The organism is Streptomyces sp. NPDC090445 (assembly GCF_044769385.1).
Taxonomy (GTDB): domain Bacteria; phylum Actinomycetota; class Actinomycetes; order Streptomycetales; family Streptomycetaceae; genus Streptomyces.
Genome location: NZ_JBIVXV010000003.1, coordinates 366344 through 384140, shown reverse-complemented (window position 1 = coordinate 384140; position 17797 = coordinate 366344). Strand labels below are relative to the sequence as shown.

Here is a 17797-nt window from a genome sequence, read left to right as displayed (position 1 = left end):
GCGGGGGCCCGACCGCCGTCGTGTCGGCCTGCCTGCCTGCCGGCCTGCCGGCCGCGCCGGGTCAGCCGGGGGCCGCGGAACGGCGCAGCCGCTCGCTCACGGCGGAGACGGTCTCCAGGGACCTGGTGAGGAAGGAGGGGTCGGCACCGGAAGGAATGCGCATGTGGCGGGAGTCCGCGGGATGGTAGTTGGCGCCCGTGGTGACGACGAGCCGGTGCTCGGACATCAGCGCGTCCGCCAGCACCTCCGTGTCCGGCACCCCGGGATCCACCCACACATGCGTACCGCCCTGCGGCGGGGAGATCCGCATGCCGTTCGTCCGCGCCCAGTCCAGCACCAGCCGGTGGCCCGTCCGCACCCGATCCGTCAGCGACCGGTTGCCCAGTTTGCACAGCTGGGCGGCCTGGTTCTGGGCCCGTGTCGACACGGCGATGCGTTCCCATTCCATCCGTGCGGTGAGCTGGACGACCTCCCGCGGATCGGCGGTGACCCAGCCGACGCGCAGCCCGGGGGCGCCGTAGTTCTTGGAGAAACTGTTCAGACCGTAGATGCCGCGCCAGTCCTCGACCAGCGCCAGCGGTGCGGCGAGGGCTGCGGGGTCCTGTACGAAGGAGTCGTAGACCAGGTCGAGCACCAGGGTGAAGCCGAGGTGGCGCTGGGCGGCGAGCAGGGCGCGTGCCGCTGCCTCATCGAGGCAGGCACCGGTCGGGTTGTGCGGGGAGTTGACGTAGAGCAGGTCTTCGGGGCCGAGGCCGAGTGCGGTCCATGAGCGCTGCTCGATGAGGGTCGGCCAGTCCAGCACGTGCAGGCCGAGCCCGACGGACCGCAGCAGATCGGCGACGCTCAGCAGCACCGGTCCGGTGCACACCGCGCGCCGCACCCCGCTTCGGAGGAGGTGGCGGGCGACGAGCCCGAGCCCGTCGAAGGCGCCGTTGGTCACGAGCAGCGACTCTGCGCCCACGTCGACGCCCTGCTCCCGCTGCCTCAGGCGCAGCGCTTCCAGGAGCTCGTCCGTGCCCTGGCTGGGGGCGTATTGCCGGTCCAGTTCCCAGTCGGCCGCTTGCAGGCCGGGCGGTGCGGGCCAGACGGGAACGTTCTCGGCGAGTATCTCCCACGGCTCCTCCGGCGAGGCCGCGACCGTCGCGAGCCGTCGTCCCAGCGGCGTCAGGCTCACCGCGCGGCGCCTTCCTGCCGGGTCAGCAGGTATCCGACCTCCAGGCCGGTGGAGTCCACGCGCGGGTCGACCACGCGCCGGGACACCATCCGGGCGCCGGCCTCGTCGAACAGGTCCTGCCAGAACCGTTCGGTCTCCAGCCTCTGCTCGGTGAGGACGTGCAGGAGGTAGTACGGGTTGTAGTAGGCCAGGCCGAGGCCGTGTCGCATCACCTGCGGGTCGGCGGGGCGGTGGTCCACCTCGACGACGGCGAGGTGGCCGCTTCGGCGGAGGGCCCCGCGGACCAGTTCCACCACCGCGCCCCGGCCTTCCTGCTCCAGGACCTCCTGGAGCAGGAAGGCCGCGAGGCAGAGCTGCTGCGCGTCCGGTTCCGCGTCCGGGTCCGCGCTGCGGCGGACGTAGTCGGTGGCGCCCGAGCGGACGAAGCGCACTCCTTCGGCCGCCGACTCCTCCGGGGCGTACGGGTCGACCCCGATGCCCGTGACGGTGCCGGAGTCGCCGACCAGGCCGGTGAGGAAGGTTCCGTCGCCGCAGCCGAGGTCCACGATGGAGGCCGGCGCCGCCGGCAGGTCGGACATGAGCTCGCGGACGAGCGGCAGCGCGTCGTACGCGCTCATGCCGCAGCTGCCGATGCCCACGAGCCTGCCGTCGCGGGTCGCGTAGCCCTTGCCCCGCAGGACGTCCGTGACCTGCTGGAACGTTTCCGCGTAGCCGCCGACGAGCAGCTCGTACCATGGCCGGTACGGACCGAGAGCGCGCCCCTTCTCCGTCAGGGCCACCGTGTCGCCGCTCAGCGTCACATAGTTCTCGTTGGCGAGGTACCGCAGGAATCCGCTGGTTCGCGCAGCGTCGAACTCCAGGAGCGCGGCCACTTCACGGACCGACTGCGGACCGCCCTCGATGCGTTCGTACAGGCCGCTGCTGAACAGGTGGTAGATGCCCTGCGCCAGTGCGAAACCACGGACGGGCTGCAGTGCGTCGATGAGCCGGAGCTCGAATCCCTCATCCATTGTGCCATTCCTCATCCGGTGAACTGTCGGCCATGGGTTGGAAGTCGATACGGACGATTTCGAGATCGCAGGTGTGGTGCAGCAGTTTCCGGAAGCGGTCGGCACGCTGCTCGGATCGCGTGCTGACGCGGATGAACGGGCGGCTCTGGCCCTGCCAGTCGAGAACGCGGGAATCCGCCGCGGCGACGAACACGCAGTCCTCGCGGAACTCTTCTCCCGCGAGGAGTTCGCGCACCCGTTTCTCCAGCGCGTCCCGTTCCTCGCGCCGCATGCCGAAGAACTCTAGCGTCGGCACATATCCTCCCTAATCCCCCGTGGGGGCTTGTCCATGCGTGCCGCTCTTTTCCAGCAGCGTTCGCGCCTGCCGCCGATCGGCCTTGCCGTTCACCGTGTTCGGCAGTTCCGCCAGCCACAGGACCCGGTCCGGAACCATGTATGCGGGAAGTCGCGCCCTCAGTCGGTCGCGAGCGGCCGCCGCGTCCCCCGGGCAGCCGTCCGTGGTCGTGCACACGCAGCCCAGGGTCTCCGCTCCGGCCAGGGTGAACGTGGTGGCGATGGCGCCGGACACGCCGGGCAGATCCAGCAGCGCCGATTCCACCTCGCCCAGCTCGATGCGGTAGCCCCGCACCTTCACCTGGTCGTCCTTGCGTCCGGCGTGCGACAAGACGCCGCCGGCGTCCCGGCGTACCAGGTCACCGGTGCGGTAGTAGACCGATCCGTGCTCGGCGACGAAGCGCTCCCCGGTGAGTTCGGGCCGGTTCAGATAGCCCCTGGTCACCTGCGGTCCGGCGAGCAGCAGTTCGCCCGCGTCGGTCTCCCGGCCCAGCTCGTCCACGATCCGTGCGCTGAAGCCCGGCAGCGTCCGGCCGATGACCGACCGGGTGTGCGTGACGTCGTCCGCCGTGATCCGGTGGAAGGTGGTGTGCACCGTGGTCTCGGTGATGCCGTACATGTTGACCAGCGCGGGCCGGTCGAGGCCGTGCGCCCGGATCCACGGCTCCAGGGCCGGAGGGTGCAGCCGCTCGCCCCCGAACACCACGTAGCGCAGCGCATGTGCGTCCGGCTCCTGCGCCAGCACGGGAGCCAGGACGCCGAACGCCGTGGGGGTCTGATTGAGGACGGTGATGGCTTCCAGGCGGATCAGATGGGCGCACTCCTCCGGATCCAGCAGCCGCATCCGGTCGGGTACGTACAGCGCACCGCCGTGCAGGAGGGCTCCCCACATCTCCCAGACGGAGAAGTCGAAGGCGATGCCGTGATACAGCAGCCAACGGTCGTCCGGCCCGAAGTCGAAGAGCGAGCCGGTGGCCTCGAAGAGGGCGAGCACGTTGGCGTGGCTGACCGCGGTCCCCTTGGGGCGGCCGGTGGTGCCGGAGGTGTAGATGACGTAGGCCGTGTCTTCGGGCACGCCCGCCGCGGAACCCCCGTCCAGGGTGCGCAGCCGGGTCGTCGCGGTCAGGGCGAGGCCGTCCCCGGGCGCCTCGGCGTCCTCGATCAGGGCGGCCGGGCGGGCGTCCGCCAGGATGAGCGCCTCCCGTTCGGGGACGGCCGGTTCGTTCAGCGGCAGGTACGAGGCTCCGGCGGCGAGGATGCCCAGGAGTACGACGACCAGCTCGGCACGTGCCGCCATGCGCACCGCGACGGTGGTACCGGGGCCCGCCCCCTGGCGGCGCAGCACGTCCGCGATCTCCCCGGCCCGCTCGGCCAGCTGCCGATAGGTCAACCGCTCCTTCTCGTCGGCCAACGCCAGGGCCCCCGGCGCGGCCCGCGCGACGGCGGCGAACGCCCGGGAGAGCGACGGAGGGGATGCCGCGGCCGATGTGCCCGCCGAACCTGTCATGTGTGCAGCTCTCGTTCCGTTGTCGCGATCAGTTGGGTCGGTCCGCGGCCGGGCCGAGCAGGGGCCCCAGGTGGCCGGCGATCCGGCGCAGCGGCACCCGAGCGGTCATCTCGACGTGAGGGGCGTCGATCCCGTACGTCGTGATGTCGCCCACGACGTACGGGCGTGCGGAAGCCGGCGCATCCGTGTCCCGTTCCGTCCGCTCCGCGCTGCGGTCCGCCTCGGCGGTGAACAGGTGGACGCTCCCGCCGAAGACACGGGGCCGGTGCTCGCCGAGCAGGCGTACGGTGTGCAGATAGGTGTCGATCACCCGGCCGACGGCGGCCTCGCTCAGCGACGCCAGCGGCCCGTCGGGCCGGCGCGCCCAGGCACCGATCTCCTTCCGGCCTCCGCCCCCGCCCCCGTCCTGACGGCCCAGTTCCTCGGCGAAGTGCCGCAGGAGCGTCTCCTCGTCGTGGGCCTGCTGCGGCGGGGGCGTCAGGTACGAGTCGAGCAGGGCGAGCAGCGGGACGGTCTCGCCCTGCTCCTGCAGGCGCACGGCCAGTTCGTGGGCCAGTACGCCGCCGAGCGACCAGCCGAGCAGCCGGTAGGGGCCGCTGCCTTGCACGGAGCGGATGGCTTTGAGGTACTGCTCCGCCAACTCGTCGACCGAATTGGGCAGTTCGCCCGCTGCACGCAGTCCCGGTGCCTGGAGGCCGAAGACGGGCTGGTCGGAGTCGAGGTGTTCGAGGAGCCCGGCGTAGGCCCAGCTCAACCCCGACGCGGGCGCCACACAGAACAGCGGCGGCCGTGAGCCGGCCGTGCGCAGCGGCAGCAGCATGTCCAGCGAGTCGTCCTCCCCGCCGCCGGTGAGGCGGGTGGCGAGGGTGGCGGGGGTGGGTGCTTCGAACAGGGTGCGCAGGGGGATGGGGGTGCCGAGCGCGTTGTGGATCCGGCCGGTGAGCCGGGTGGCCAGCAGCGAATGCCCGCCCAGATGGAAGAAGTTGTCGTCGGGCCCCACACGCGGCCGACCGAGCACCTCCGCGAACAGACCGCACAGGATGTGCTCGTGCGGCGTACGCGGCGCCCGCTGCCCCGCGACCACCGCCACCGGCGCGGGAAGACCCTTGCGGTCCAGCTTGCCGTTCACCGTCAACGGCATCGCATCCAGCACGACCACACTCGCCGGCACCATGTACGACGGCAGACTCCCCGCAACGAACCCGCGCACCTCATCGGACTGCACCCGCCCACCGGGCTCCGCCACCACATAGGCAACCAGCTGCGGATTCCCCGGCACATGCTCATGCACGACCACCGCCGCCTGCGCCACACCCGGATGGCGCGACAGCACCACCTCGACCTCACCCGGCTCGATCCGGTACCCGCGGATCTTCACCTGATCGTCCACGCGGCCCCAGAACTCCAGCTGACCGTCACCACGCAACCGCCCGCGATCGCCCGTACGGTACATCCGCTCCCCCGGAGCACCGTACGGGCAGGGCACGAAGCGTTCCGCGGTCAGCTCCGGCCGGTTGCGGTATCCCCGGGCGAGCCCCGCTCCCGCGAGGTACAGGTCGCCCGTCACGCCCGGCGGTACGAGGCGCAGGTTCTCGTCGAGGACGAGCACCCGGGTGTGCGGAATGGGTGTCCCGATGGGCACGGGACCGGGGGCCACGGGGTCCTCGGGGGCGATGCGGTAGGTGACGCAGCCGACGGTGGCCTCCGTCGGGCCGTACTCGTTGACGATCGCCACTTCGGGGTTCCGGTCCCGCCAGCGTGCGAGCTGCTCCCCGGTAAGGGCCTCGCCGCCGATGACGATCTCCTGTGTGGGGGAGCGCAGTTCGCCGGGGGCGTCCAGGAATTCCAGGTGCCTCGGGGTGGCCTTGCCGAAGGAGGCGCCGTCGGGATAGGCGCCGTCGGGGCGGGCGCCCGGCGGCGGCACCAGGATGTGGCCGCCGCAGACGAGGGGGCCGAGCAGTGTCGTGACGGTGAGGTCGAAGGCGACCGAGGAGTGCAGGACCGCGCTGCCGGCGAGGCTGGGGTAGGCGTGGCGGCACCAGGCCAGATAGGCGGCCAGTTGAGCGTGCTCGATCTGTACGCCCTTGGGCCGGCCGGTGGAGCCGGACGTGTGGATGACATAGGCGAGGTGGTGCGGCTGCCCCGGCACGGGCCGCCCCGGGGCCGCCTCCGTGCCCGCCGGGTCGTGTGCGCCGTCCGAGGGCGCGGACCAGTCGACTTCGTCGACGAGCAGGTGCGGTGTGCCGGTGTGCGGCAGCCGATCGAGGGTCGCGCGGTCGGTCAGGAGGCAGGTCGGCCCGGCGTCGCCCAGCACGTAGGCGATGCGCTCGGCGGGGTAATCGGGGTCGACGGGCAGATACGCCGCCCCGGACATCAGTACCGCGAGCACGGCGACGACCAGGTCGGCGGAGCGGGGCAGGGCGAGTGCCACGATCTCTTCCGGGCCCGCGCCGAGCGCTTCGAGCCGGTGAGCCAGGTGCCGGGCCCGCGATGCGAGAGCGGCGTAGTCCAGGGTCGTGTCCCCGAAGGTGACGGCCGGAGCGTGCGGGGTCTCTGCGGCCTGCCGGACGAACAGCCGGGTGGCGGTCAGGGACGGGTCGAGCGGGTAGGGCGCTGTGGGTTCGGCGAGTAACCGCTCCCTTTCCTCCGGGCGGAGGACGTCGATCGCCGCCACGGGACGGGCCGGGTCGGCGGCGACCGCCTCCAGCAGTCGCTCCAGTCGGGCCGTCATGTCCCGCGCGGTGCGCTCCTCGAACAGGTCGGCCGCATACCCCAGGGTTCCGTGGATGCCGGCCGGGCTGCCGTCGCTCTCCGTGGTCTCGGTGAGGTCCAGCTGAAGGTCGAACTTCGCGACACCGGTCTCCGGGGTCTGCTGGGTGACCGTCAGCCCGGGCAGCTCCAGCGCGTCGAGGGCGTCCTGGGTGCCTGCCTCGCTGGTGAACACCACCATGACCTGGAACAGGGGGTGGCGGGAGAGGGCGCGTTCGGGGTTGAGCCGGTCGACGAGCTGCTCGAAGGGCAGGTCCTGGTGCTGGTGTGCCTGGAGATGAGTCTCCCGGACGCGGGTGACCAGCTCGTCGAAGGTGACGTCGCCGGTCAGATCGGTGCGCAGGACCAGGGTGTTCACGAAGAAGCCGACGAGGTCGTCCAGGGTGTCGTCGGTGCGGCCGGCGATGGGGGAGCCGATGGGTATGTCGACGCCGGCTCCGAGCCGGGAGAGCAGCGCGGCGAACCCGGCCTGGAGCACCATGAACAGGGTCGCGTTGTGCCTGCCGGCCAGCACCGCCAGCTGTGCGTGCAGTTCGGGCGGGATCCGGAAGGCGATCTCACCGCCCCGGTGACTGGGCCGGGCCGGGCGCGGGTGGTCGAAGGGCAGCTCCAGCCGGTCGGGCAGCCCTTCGAGTGCCGTGGACCAGTAGTCCAGTTGGCGGCTGTACAGGCTGTCCGGGTCGCCGCTGTCCCCCAGCAGTCCGCGCTGCCACAGCGTGTAGTCGGCGTAGGTCACCGGCAGCGGAGCCCGGGAGGGCGCGTTTCCCGACAGGCGGGCGCGGTAGGCGTCGGCGAGGTCTCGGGCGAGCGGGCCCATGGACCAGCCGTCCGCGGCGATGTGGTGCAGCACCAGCAGCAGGAAGTGGTCCGTCGGGGACACCTGGAACAGATGGGTCCGCAGGGGCGGATCCACGGTGAGGTCGAATCCCTGTCGGGCGGCATCGGCTACGACGGCGGGGAGTTCGGCCTCGGTGGTGCGCACCGCGGCGGGTGCCGGGCAGGCGGCTTCGGCGGACAGGACCACCTGGTGGGGGGTGCCTTCCGTGGCGGGGAGGACCGTGCGCAGGGTTGCGTGCCGTTCCACCAGGTCGCGCAGGGCCGCGGCGAGCGCTGCGCCGTCCAGCTCCCCGGTCAGGCGCAGCGCGACCGGGATGTTGTAGGTAGGGCTGGGGCCTTCGAGCCGGTTGAGGAACCACAGGCGCTGCTGCGCGTACGACAGGGGCCGGTCCTGCGACGACCGATCGACGGGCACCAACGCGGGTCGGCCCGGTCCCTCGTGGCGCAGGAGGCGGGTGGCGAGGGTGGCGGGGGTGGGTGCCTCGAACAGGGTGCGCAGGGGGATGGGGGTGCCGAGCGCGCTGTGGATCCGGCCGGTGAGCCGCGTCGCCAGCAGCGAATGCCCGCCCAGATGGAAGAAGTTGTCGTCGGGCCCCACACGCGGCCGACCGAGCACCGCCGCGAACAGACCGCACAGGATGTGCTCGTGCGGCGTACGCGGCGCCCGCTGCCCCGCGACCACCGCCACCGGCGCGGGAAGACCCTTGCGGTCCAGCTTGCCGTTCACCGTCAACGGCATCGCGTCCAACACAATCACACTCGCCGGCACCATGTACGACGGCAGACTCCCCGCCAGGAACCCGCGCACCTCATCCGACTCCACCCGCCCACCGGCCCCCGCCACCACATAGGCCACCAACTGCGGATCCCCCGGAACGTACTCATGCACCACCACCGCCGCCTGCGCCACACCCGGATGACGCGACAACACCACCTCGACCTCACCCGGCTCGATCCGGTACCCGCGGATCTTCACCTGATTGTCCACCCGGCCCCAGAACTCCAGCTGACCGTCACCACGCAACCGCCCGCGATCGCCCGTACGGTACATCCGCTCCCCCGGAGCGCCGGCGAAGGGATCGGGTACGAAGCGGTCGGCGGTCAGTTCCGTGCTGGTGTATCCCCGTGCGACCCCGGAGCCGCCGAGGTGGATCTCGCCCACGAAGGTCGGGGGCAGCAGCCGCTGTCGGCCGTCGAGGACGTACATGCGGGTGCCCCCGGTGGCGCGCCCGGCGACGGGGTGCGGTGCGTCCCGCACGTGGACGGCCGTCGACTCGATCGTGCACTCGGTGGCCCCGTACACGTTGAAGGCGTGGAGTCCGGGCGCCGAGCGGAGTGCCTGCCACAGCCGCTCCGAACAGCTTTCGCCGCCGAAGACGACCAGCCGCGGCGGATGCGGCCGCTCCAGCAGGCCGTGGTCGACCAGTGCCTCCAGCTGGCTGGTCGAGCAGTCCAGGATCTGGATGGCGGTGTCGGCGTCGTCGGCACGGGCCACGAGCCGGGGCAGGTCCTGCCGCTCCTCCTCGTCGATCATCAGCAGGCGGTGGCCGAACACCAGCATGCCCAAGGCCTGGTTGATGAAGACGTCGAAGCTCACCGAGGCGAGCCCGGCCACGTTCAGGGGGGTGTCGGGCGGCAGCTGCCCGTACATCGCGGCGAGATGGCTCGTGGCGTGGGTGACCAGGCCGCCGTGCTCGACCAGCACGCCCTTGGGCCGGCCGGTGGAGCCCGAGGTGAACACGACGTAGGCCAGGGCGTCGGGGCGCGGCATCGGCAAGCGGTCCGTCGCGGCACCTTGCGCCGCCGCCCCGGCCTCGTCGAGCCCGGTGACGGTGACGCAGGGCGGAGCGCCCTCGGGTGCCGCGGTGTCGGTCACCAGGAGGGCGGCGCGCGAGTCGGAGAGCAGGATGCGCTGGCGTTCCTCGGGCTGGGTGGGTTCCAGCAGGACGAAGGCCCCGCCGGCCCGCCAGACAGCCAGCATCATGGCGACCAGTGAGGCCGAGCGCGGGAGCCGGATGCCCACGACCACATCGCCGGACACGCCGTGCGCCGACAGTGCCCGGGCCCATCGCGCGGCCGTTGCGTGGACGTGCGCGAAGGTCAGCTGCTCGGTGCCGCACCGGATCGCCTCACGGTCCGGGTGTGCTCGTGCCGTTGCCTCGAACAGCTCCCACACCGTGGCGGGTCCCTCCGGGTCCGCTGCCCCGGCGGCGGGTCCTCGGCCGAGCCCGAGGACCTCCTCCCGCTCGCGTGCGGAGAGCAGTTCGACGTCCCCGATGGGCGCGCCGGGTTCGCGGCACAGGTGCCGCAGGAGGGTTTCGTAGGTGGCGGCGAACCGCTCCATGGACGGGCGCGAGAACCGCGCGGTGCTGTAGGTGATCTCGCCCGTGGTGTGGGGGCCGCGCCGGAGACCGAGCGTCAGGTCGAAATGGCTGACGTCGAGTTCGAGCGGGACCTCGGTGACGTCCAGGTCCTGGAGCGCCCAGGTGGCGGCCAGGTCGGAGGTGTCGTACACCAGGCTCACCCGGAACAGCGGGTTGCGCCCCGACTCGCGGTCGGGCCGTACCGCGTCGACGACGGCGTCGAAGGGCACGTCCTGGAATTCCAGGGCGTCGTACACGGCGTCGCCGGTCCGGGACAGCACCTCTTCGAAGGACAGGTCCGGGGTGACGGTGCAGCGCAGGACCACGGTGTTGGAGAAGAAGCCGATGACCCCGTAGGACTCGGGGCCGGGCCGTCCGGCGACGGGGAGGCCGACGACCAGGTCGGTCATTCCCGTCCAGCGTTGCAGCAGTACCAGGTAGGCGGCGAGGAAGCCCGCGAAGGCGCCGGCTCCGCGCCGGTCGCACAGGTCTTCCAGGGCCTGGACGGCCTCCGTGTCGAGGGACAGCTCGACACGGTCCCCGACGGTGGCGTCGGCCCCGTCCGCGGACCCGTCCTCGGGCAGCGCGGGCGGCTCGACCGCCTCCAACTGCCGCTTCCAATAGGCCAGCCCATCGGCGTATCCAGGCTGTGTCCCGCGGTCCGCGCAGTGGTCGGCGTACTGAGGAGCGGGCGCGGCATCGAGAAAGACCAACGGATCGGCGTACGCCTGCTCCAGATCCCGTGCGAACACGGTCGAGGACACCTCATCCATGACGATGTGGTGGAAGACGAAGGCCACCAGGTGTTCGTTCGGGCCCGACTCGATCACGTGGCAGCGCCACAGGGGCCCCGAGTCGAGGGAGAACGGCACCCCGGCAAGACGGAGCAGCTCGGACCGTGCCCGCCTGTCGCGCTCGGCGTGCGTGGCACCCGCGGCGCTCGCCGCCTCGACCCGCACCCGGTCGAACGCTTCGATGCCGTGCACCCGCTGGACCACGTCGCCGTCCCGTTCCTCGAACGTGGTGCGCAGCGACTCGTGCCGCCACTGCAGCGCGCCCAGGGCCGCGTCCAACCGTCCGATGTCCAGCCCTCCCCGGACGGACAGCGCACCGGCGACGTGGTACACGGCGCTCTCCGGGTCCAGCGACCACAGAAAGAAGAGCCTGCGCTGCGCCGGTGAAGCCGGGGTCACTCGTCCACCCATATGCGCAGCGGGGTCAGTCATCCGCGAAGTCTCCCTCGACACTCAGTTCGATCAGACGGACTCCAGCTAGATTGGACGGAACGACCACTCGGACGCAAGCAACTCACGTGAACTGGTGGCCCGTTGGGGCATTTGCCACTCACCCGTGCCGGCGGCTTCGACGGCGTTCACGACGCCGGGACCAGACCCGCCACAGAACGAGACGCCCTTCCGCGATCAGCAGTCACACGCGGGTCAGCGGCGGACGCGTGTGACGAGGACCGATGGATGACACAGAGCAGAGCTCCTGACCAGGAGTAATGCCAACTGGTCCCAGTCGTGGAAACCCCACTCGAGGAGGTCTTGTTGGCACATGGGTACACAGCGGGCACAAAGCTCGGCGGCGTCGCGGCCGAGTCGCTTCATCTCGTAGACGGTGAACAGCACGCCGCAGTGCGGGGCGTGCGCCTTGATCTCGCGCGCGAGAGTCAGGGCGGCCTCGAACTGCGGCCGGACCGGGACACGGCTGCTGATCTTCTCGGAGAAGACCTTGTCCCGGGGGATGCCGTACGCGGCCAGCGCGTCCAGCTGCGACTGGAGTTCCTGGGTGAGGTGGCTGCACCGCGCGTACCCGATGCGGATGTCGGCGCCCGGGGCACCGGTCTGCGGGTGTGAGTAGTTGAGGTACAGGAAATCCCGGCGAGAACGACCATGGTCGTCTAGTACACGTGATCGGCCTGGTGCGGCGGTTCGGGGGAAGATCCTCGATCGCTGCCGGGGTATGGCTACCGCCCGCCGCATGCCGGTGGAATTCTTGACTGATGATCAGGCCGAGGCGTACGGGCGTTCACCGCGGGGCCCACGCGCCCGGAGCTGGAGCGGTTCTTCTTCCTCGACGATGACGACCGCGACCTGATCGCTCTGCGTCGTGCGGACGTACATCGCCTGGGCATGGCCTTGCAGATCTGTACGGTCCGCTACATCGGCCGGTTCCTGGGTGAGGACCCGCTCGCGGTGCCGTGGGAGGCCGTGCGCGGTCGCCGGTGCTCGGCAGGTCCTTGGCGAGCCGGCCTGCGAGTGCGCTCACCGGGCATCGACCGGGTGAGGACGCCGAGTGTGAGCAGAGCGAGCGCCGGCAGCACGGCGACGATGATTCCCATCGGCAAGGCGTCGGTGGCGCCACCCGCGCCGGCCAGCGGAGCAAGTGCCCCGCCGATCATGAACTGGCTGAAGCCGAGCAGGGCGGCGGCCGACCCGGCGTGTCCGCCGTGGTCGGCCAGGGCCTGGGCCGCGGCGTTCGGCATGACGAGGCCCACGCTGGAGACCAGGACGAACAGGCCGATCAGGAGCGCGGGCAGGGGTGCCCGTGTCAGCACCGCGCCCAGGACCGTGGTGCCACCGGCTGTCGCGCCCAGCAGACCGGCGAGCAGCAGCACGCGGGCGCCGGCCCGGGCCACCAGCCGGCCGCTGATCTGGGCGGCCGCAATGAGTCCGGCGGCGTTGACGGCGAACACGGCGCTGTACTGCTGCGGTGACAGGCCGTGGATTTCCTGCAGGACGAACGGCGAGCCGGAGATGTAGGCGAACATCGCCGCGAAGACCAGGCCGTTGGCCAGGACGTACCCGGTGAAGAACCGGTCGCTGAGCAGCTGCCCGGCGACAGTCAGCAGCGGCTGGCGTGACGCGGAGGACCGGGTCTCCGGCAGTCCTGCGGCGGAGACCGCCAGCATCACGGCTCCGAGTACGGCCAGGGCCACGAAGATCCCCGGCCAGGCCGTGACGCGCAGTAGCTGGCCGCCGAGGACCGGCGCGAACACCGGCGCCAGGCCGGTGATCAAGGTCAGTGCGGAGAAGAGACGTGCGGTGCGGGTTCCGGAGGTGCGGTCGCGGACCATGGCGTTGGCGATGACGATGCCGAACGCCCCGCCGATGCCCTGGACCAGGCGTAGACCGACGAAGGTCCGGACGTCGGGCGCCACCGCGCAGAGCGCGCTGGCGATCGTGTAGAGGGCGAGGCCCGCCAGCAACGGACGCCGCCGGCCGTAGGTGTCGCTCAGCGGCCCGGCGATCAGCTGCCCGATGGCCAGCCCGGCCAGGCAGGCGGTGATGGTGAGCTGGGTGGCCGCGGCGCTTGCGCGCAGGTCGCCAGCGAGGTCCGGCAGTCCGGGCAGGTAGCCGTCGATGGACAGTGGTCCCAGGGCCACGAGCGCTGCGAGCAGGATGATGAATCGGGTTTGCCGGCCGGCGGCGTCGTTGCTCATGGCTCAGTACGCCACGGTGATGCGGCGGCGGATCGCGGTGCCGCTCTCGATCGTGTCGGCCAAGGCGATCGCGTAGTCGGCGTACGAGATGCGGCTGTTGCCGTCGTCGTCGGTGAGCAGGGTGTCCCCGGCGCTGCGGTAGGCCCCGGTCCGCTCGCCCGCTCCGATGACTGCAGCGGGCGACACGTACGTCCAGTCGAGGTCGTGCACGCCGCGGTAGAGGTCGAGCGCTTCGGACTGGGCCTCGGCGTTGGCCTTCCACAGCGCGGGGAAGTCCGGGTCGTCCATGACCCGGGCGCCGGTCGGCGTGCGTAGGCTACCGGCACCGCCGATGGTGACCAGGCGGGTGACACCGGCTCGGCGGAGTCCGTCGATCAGCGCACGGGCGGCACCGACGATCGTGGCGCGGTCGCTTTCCTGGCCGATTCGGGGGCCGACGGCCGAGAGCACGGCGTCGTGGGAGGCGGCGAGGCCGGCGACCGCGGCGGCGTCGGTGACGTCACCGGTGGTCACGGTCAGGGCCTTGTGCTTGAGTCCGTCGATGTGGCCGGCTCGGGTGACCGCGGTGACGGTGTGGCCGCGACGCAGTAGTTCCTCGGTGGCGGGCCGGCCGATGTTGCCGCTGGCACCGAACAGGACGATCTTCATGTGTTGCTCCTTGTTTCTGATGGTCAGAGGACGGGCTGGCCGTCGGCGATGATGGCCGCGGTGATGCCGCGCTCGTCGGCGGCGTGCTGGAAGCGCTGCTCGATGTCGGGTTGTTCGGTGTAGAACGGCGGGTTGTGGAACAGGCCGTAGTGCATGGCGCAGACGGTGCCGGCGCCGAGTGCGACGGCGGCCTCGACGCCCTGCTCGGGGGTCATGGTCGCCGGGACGTTGGCCGCGTAGCCCTCGAAGTGGGCGATGACGCCGTTGACCGGGACGAACGCGACGTCGAACGGGCCGTGGTCGCGGGCGATCTGCCACCAGCTGCCGTGCCACTGGGTGTCGCCGCAGTGGATGACCCGCCGGCCGGCGCCTTCGACGACCCAGGCGACCTGGTCACAGTCGTTGCCGCGCCAGTCCAGCGAGGTCACCGGGGTGACGGTCAGCTCTCCGATGCGGCGTGACTGGCCCAGGTCCTGGGCGACGGGGGTGATGCCCGCCTCGTGCAGCGCCGCCGCGCTGGGAGTGTGGCAGCCGATCGTGCCGGTGGCCGCGATCCGGGCGATCAGGTCGTGGTCGTAGTGGTCGGGGTGCAGGTGGGTGATGAGGGCGTGGGTGCCGGGCGGGGTATCGACCGGGTCGACCGGCCGGTGCGGCGGCCCCATCACCGGCGCCAGCGGAGCGACGTTCTCGAGCGGGTCGATCAGCAGGCGGGTGTCGCCGAGACGGATCTCGACGCCGGCCCAGGCCAGCCGACGCACGGAAAGGGTGGGGGTCATGGGCAGCGACGCTAGACCGACGTTGTTGAGAAAGTCAACAAGAGAGTTTTGAATCTCAACACCACGATGTAGGGTGGTGGCATGCGCACCTACGGGCAGTACTGCGGCATCGCGAAAGCACTGGACACCGTCGGCGACCGATGGACCCTGCTGATCGTCCGCGAACTGCTCGCCCTGGGTCCTTGCCGGCACACCGACCTGCGCAACGGGCTGCCCGGGATCGCCAGCAACCTGCTGGTCGACCGGCTCCGCGCACTCGAGGAAGCCGGCCTGATCCACCGCGAGACCGCCCCGCCGCCGGTGGCCACCACCCTGTTCTCCCTCACCGAGCGTGGCCGCGAGCTCGAGCCGGTGCTGCAGGAACTGAGCCGGTGGGGCGTGCCGCTGTTGCGTGAGCCGGGCGGCAACGACACCTTCCGCACCCACTGGCTGGACATGCCCGCCCGGGCACTGACCGACCACCGCCCCGACCAGCCGGCAATCGCCCTGCAACTGCACGCCGACGGCAACGAAGACCTGGTCATCGAAGTCAAGGACGGCTCGGTACACACACACGCCGGCCGGGTCGACCACCCCACCGCGTCACTGACCGGACCGCCGCACCTGCTGGCCGCCACCCTGCTCGGCGACCTCGATCTGAGCGCCGCAGTACAGCAAGGCCTGCGGCTCAGCGGCGAACGCGAGGCAGTAATGCGCATCCTGCCCCGCTGATCGACCGGCCGCTCGCGGGCCCGCGATCTCAAGCTCTACCGAGTCTGCGCCGGTCTCAAAAACGGTCGTTTCCGAGAGCGTTGGAGGGGAGGACCTGCCGCTGATGCCCCCGTCGCGGTGGCTCGCCTGGAGAGCGGAACGGGGCCACGGCGGGAGGACAGCCCAGACGCCCGTCCGCGGCCCGGGCGGCGCGGTGGCTGCCCGGGCTTCGCACGCCGCGTCCATGTCCCGCCACCCGGTGCTGATCACCATGTTTCCCGGCGGGGTGCACGCGCCAGCAGCTATGTTCGCAATCTTGGACGGCGGATGCCGCGCGTGGGTGGACACAGGGAGCAGGCGCACCGTCCGCCCGCCGGGCGGCCGCTCGGCCCTGCGCGAGGATCCCGGCGTCCTCCTCCTCGGCGAGATGCGCGACCCGGAGAGCATCGCCGCGGCCCTGACCATCGCCGAGACCGGGCACCTGGTGTTCGCCACCCTCCACACCAACGACACGTCGCAGACGCTGGACCGCATCGTCGACGTGTTCCCGGCCGAGCAACAGCCCCAGATCCGGCTGCAACTGGCGCACACCCTGGTCGGCGTCCTCAACCAGACACTCATCCCCCGGACCGGCGGGGGCCGGGTGGCCGCCTTCGAGGTACTGGTGGGCACCTCGGCCATCCGCAACCTGATCCGCGAGGGCAAGACCCGCCAGCTCCGCAACATGATCGCGACCGGCCACCGCGACGGCATGCAGACACTCGAGACCGGCATCAACGCCCTCGTCGCGGCAGGCACCATCGCCTACGAGGAGGCCGTGCTCCACACGGCCCACCCGCAGGACATCCAGCCGCCCCGTGTCCCGGTCGGCCATCCCTGACCGCCCTACGGACAGCGTCTCGAAGGGGCAGCCACCAGGGTCCCTCCCGGACAGCCCGTACCGCCCAACGCGCGTTCGCACGCATGTCCATTGACAACAACACTTGTTAAGTGCCAACTATCGCCGGGAGTCACAGCGGGTCAGCGGCGGACGCGGGGCATGCCCAGGCCGATCCAGGAGATGATCTCGCGCTGGATCTCGTTGTTGCCGCCGCCGAAGGTGAAGATGACCGCGCTGCGGTAGCCGCGTTCCAGTTCGCCGTGCAGGACGGCGCCCGCCGAGCCGTCCTTGAGGGGGCCGGCCGCGGCGACCACCTCCATCAGCCAGGCGTACGCGTCCCGGCGCGCCTCGGAGCCGTACACCTTGACGGCGGAGGCGTCCTGCGGGGTGAGGGTGCCGTTCTGGACCGCGCTCACCATCTGCCAGTTCAGCAGCTTCATCGCGTCGAGCCGGGCGTGGGTGCGGGCGAGGCGGCCGCGGACCCAGGAGAGGTCGATGACCCGGCGCCCGTCCGCGAGTTTGGTCGCGGCCGCCCAGCGCTGGACGTCGTGCAGCGCCCGGATCGCCATGGTGCCGTGGGCGGCGAGGGTGACCCGTTCGTGGTTGAGCTGGTTGGTGATCAGGCGCCAGCCCTTGTTCTCCTGCCCGACGCGGCGGCCGGCCGGGACGCGGATGTTCTCGTAGTGGCTGGCCGTGGTGTCGTGGGAGGCGAGGGTGTTGATGAGCGTGCACGAGTAGCCGGGGTCGTCCGTCGGCACGAGGAGCATGGTGATGCCCTTGTGCGCGGGGGCGTCCGGGTCGGTGCGGACGGCGAGCCACACCCAGTCGGCGGTGTCCCCGTTGGTGGTCCAGATCTTCTGGCCGTTGACGACGTAGGTGCCGGTCTCCTCGTCGCCCTCGCGGACGGCCCGGCACTTGAGGGCGGCGAGGTCGGTGCCGGCGTCCGGCTCGCTGTAGCCGATGGCGAAGTCGATCTCGCCGGAGAGGATCCTGGGCAGGAAGTACGCCTTCTGCTCGTCGGTGCCGAACTGCATGAGCGTGGGCCCGACCGTGTTGAGGGCCATCAGCGGCAGCGGGACGACGGCCTGCGCGGCCTCGTCGAAGAAGATGAACTGGTCCATGGCCGACATGCCGCGCCCGCCGTACTCCTCGGGCCAGCCCACCCCGAGCCAGCCGTCCGCCCCGAGCCGGCGGATGGTCTGCCGGTAGAAGCGCTTCTGGGCGGCGGGGTCCGCGTAGCGGCCGTGGACGTCCTGCGGGACCAGCTCGGCGAAGTAGGCGCGCAGCTCGCTGCGCAACTGCTGCTGCTCAGGCGTGTATTCGAGGTGCACGGCCCCTCCGGGTGTTCTGCTGTCGGGTGGTGCG

At 71.3% G+C, this 17797-nt stretch carries 12 protein-coding genes and 1 pseudogene; 3 read left to right on the top strand and 10 right to left on the bottom strand.

Features of this window, described 5'->3' with window-relative positions:
- Positions 1–61: 61 nt before the first annotated feature.
- The 6 genes from ACIQUT_RS09845 to ACIQUT_RS09820 all read right to left on the bottom strand — a co-directional run bounded on the left by ACIQUT_RS09845 (position 62) and on the right by ACIQUT_RS09820 (position 11978).
- Positions 62–1174 carry a beta-methylarginine biosynthesis bifunctional aminotransferase gene (locus ACIQUT_RS09845; protein ID WP_403561273.1) on the bottom strand — a complete coding sequence of 371 codons (1113 nt, stop codon included), beginning with the start codon at positions 1172–1174 and terminating at the stop codon, positions 62–64.
- Positions 1171–2184: a 2-ketoarginine methyltransferase gene (locus tag ACIQUT_RS09840; RefSeq protein WP_403561271.1), complete on the bottom strand. Its 1014-nt coding sequence runs from the start codon at positions 2182–2184 to the stop codon at positions 1171–1173. Before ACIQUT_RS09840 ends, ACIQUT_RS09845 begins: the two co-directional genes overlap by 4 nt.
- Positions 2177–2479, bottom strand: coding sequence for a hypothetical protein (locus ACIQUT_RS09835; RefSeq protein WP_403561270.1), 303 nt, complete (start codon positions 2477–2479; stop codon positions 2177–2179). Before ACIQUT_RS09835 ends, ACIQUT_RS09840 begins: the two co-directional genes overlap by 8 nt.
- 9 nt (positions 2480–2488) lie before the next feature.
- Entirely contained in the window at positions 2489–4024 is a 1536-nt protein-coding gene (locus ACIQUT_RS09830; protein WP_403561268.1) for an amino acid adenylation domain-containing protein, read from the bottom strand.
- Between the two features lie 28 nt (positions 4025–4052).
- Positions 4053–11219 (bottom strand): amino acid adenylation domain-containing protein, encoded by a 7167-nt coding sequence (locus tag ACIQUT_RS09825; RefSeq protein ID WP_403561266.1) that lies wholly within the window; start codon positions 11217–11219, stop codon positions 4053–4055.
- 213 nt (positions 11220–11432) lie between these two features.
- Positions 11433–11978 (bottom strand): recombinase family protein, encoded by a 546-nt coding sequence (locus ACIQUT_RS09820; protein ID WP_403561261.1) that lies wholly within the window; start codon positions 11976–11978, stop codon positions 11433–11435.
- On the opposite strand from ACIQUT_RS09820, the pseudogene ACIQUT_RS09815 reads away from it, so the two are divergent.
- A pseudogene (locus tag ACIQUT_RS09815) lies at positions 11977–12209 on the top strand (DUF4158 domain-containing protein); the annotation flags it as partial. The gene ACIQUT_RS09820 and the pseudogene ACIQUT_RS09815 overlap by 2 nt on opposite strands.
- On the opposite strand, the gene ACIQUT_RS09810 reads toward ACIQUT_RS09815, so the two are convergent.
- Genes ACIQUT_RS09810 through ACIQUT_RS09800 form a run of 3 tightly spaced genes read right to left on the bottom strand, consistent with a single transcriptional unit; the run spans position 12155 to position 14862 of the window.
- A complete protein-coding gene (locus tag ACIQUT_RS09810; protein WP_403561260.1) occupies positions 12155–13438 on the bottom strand; it encodes a multidrug effflux MFS transporter in 1284 nt (427 codons plus the stop codon). The pseudogene ACIQUT_RS09815 and the gene ACIQUT_RS09810 sit on opposite strands and share 55 nt — an antisense overlap.
- Positions 13439–13441: 3 nt before the next feature.
- Positions 13442–14086, bottom strand: coding sequence for an NAD(P)-dependent oxidoreductase (locus tag ACIQUT_RS09805; protein ID WP_403561258.1), 645 nt, complete (start codon positions 14084–14086; stop codon positions 13442–13444).
- Positions 14087–14109: 23 nt separating this feature from the next.
- A complete protein-coding gene (locus tag ACIQUT_RS09800; RefSeq protein ID WP_403561256.1) occupies positions 14110–14862 on the bottom strand; it encodes an MBL fold metallo-hydrolase in 753 nt (250 codons plus the stop codon).
- 81 nt (positions 14863–14943) lie between these two features.
- Between ACIQUT_RS09800 and ACIQUT_RS09795 the strand changes: the two genes are divergently transcribed.
- Together ACIQUT_RS09795 and ACIQUT_RS09790 are read left to right on the top strand one after the other, a co-directional pair.
- Positions 14944–15573, top strand: coding sequence for a winged helix-turn-helix transcriptional regulator (locus ACIQUT_RS09795; RefSeq protein WP_403561254.1), 630 nt, complete (start codon positions 14944–14946; stop codon positions 15571–15573).
- Between the two features lie 319 nt (positions 15574–15892).
- Positions 15893–16432: a type IV pilus twitching motility protein PilT gene (locus ACIQUT_RS09790; RefSeq protein ID WP_403561252.1), complete on the top strand. Its 540-nt coding sequence runs from the start codon at positions 15893–15895 to the stop codon at positions 16430–16432.
- Between the two features lie 140 nt (positions 16433–16572).
- Here ACIQUT_RS09790 and ACIQUT_RS09785 read toward each other — a convergent pair whose 3' ends face one another.
- Positions 16573–17763, bottom strand: coding sequence for an acyl-CoA dehydrogenase family protein (locus tag ACIQUT_RS09785; RefSeq protein ID WP_403561250.1), 1191 nt, complete (start codon positions 17761–17763; stop codon positions 16573–16575).
- Between the last annotated feature and the right edge of the window lie 34 nt (positions 17764–17797).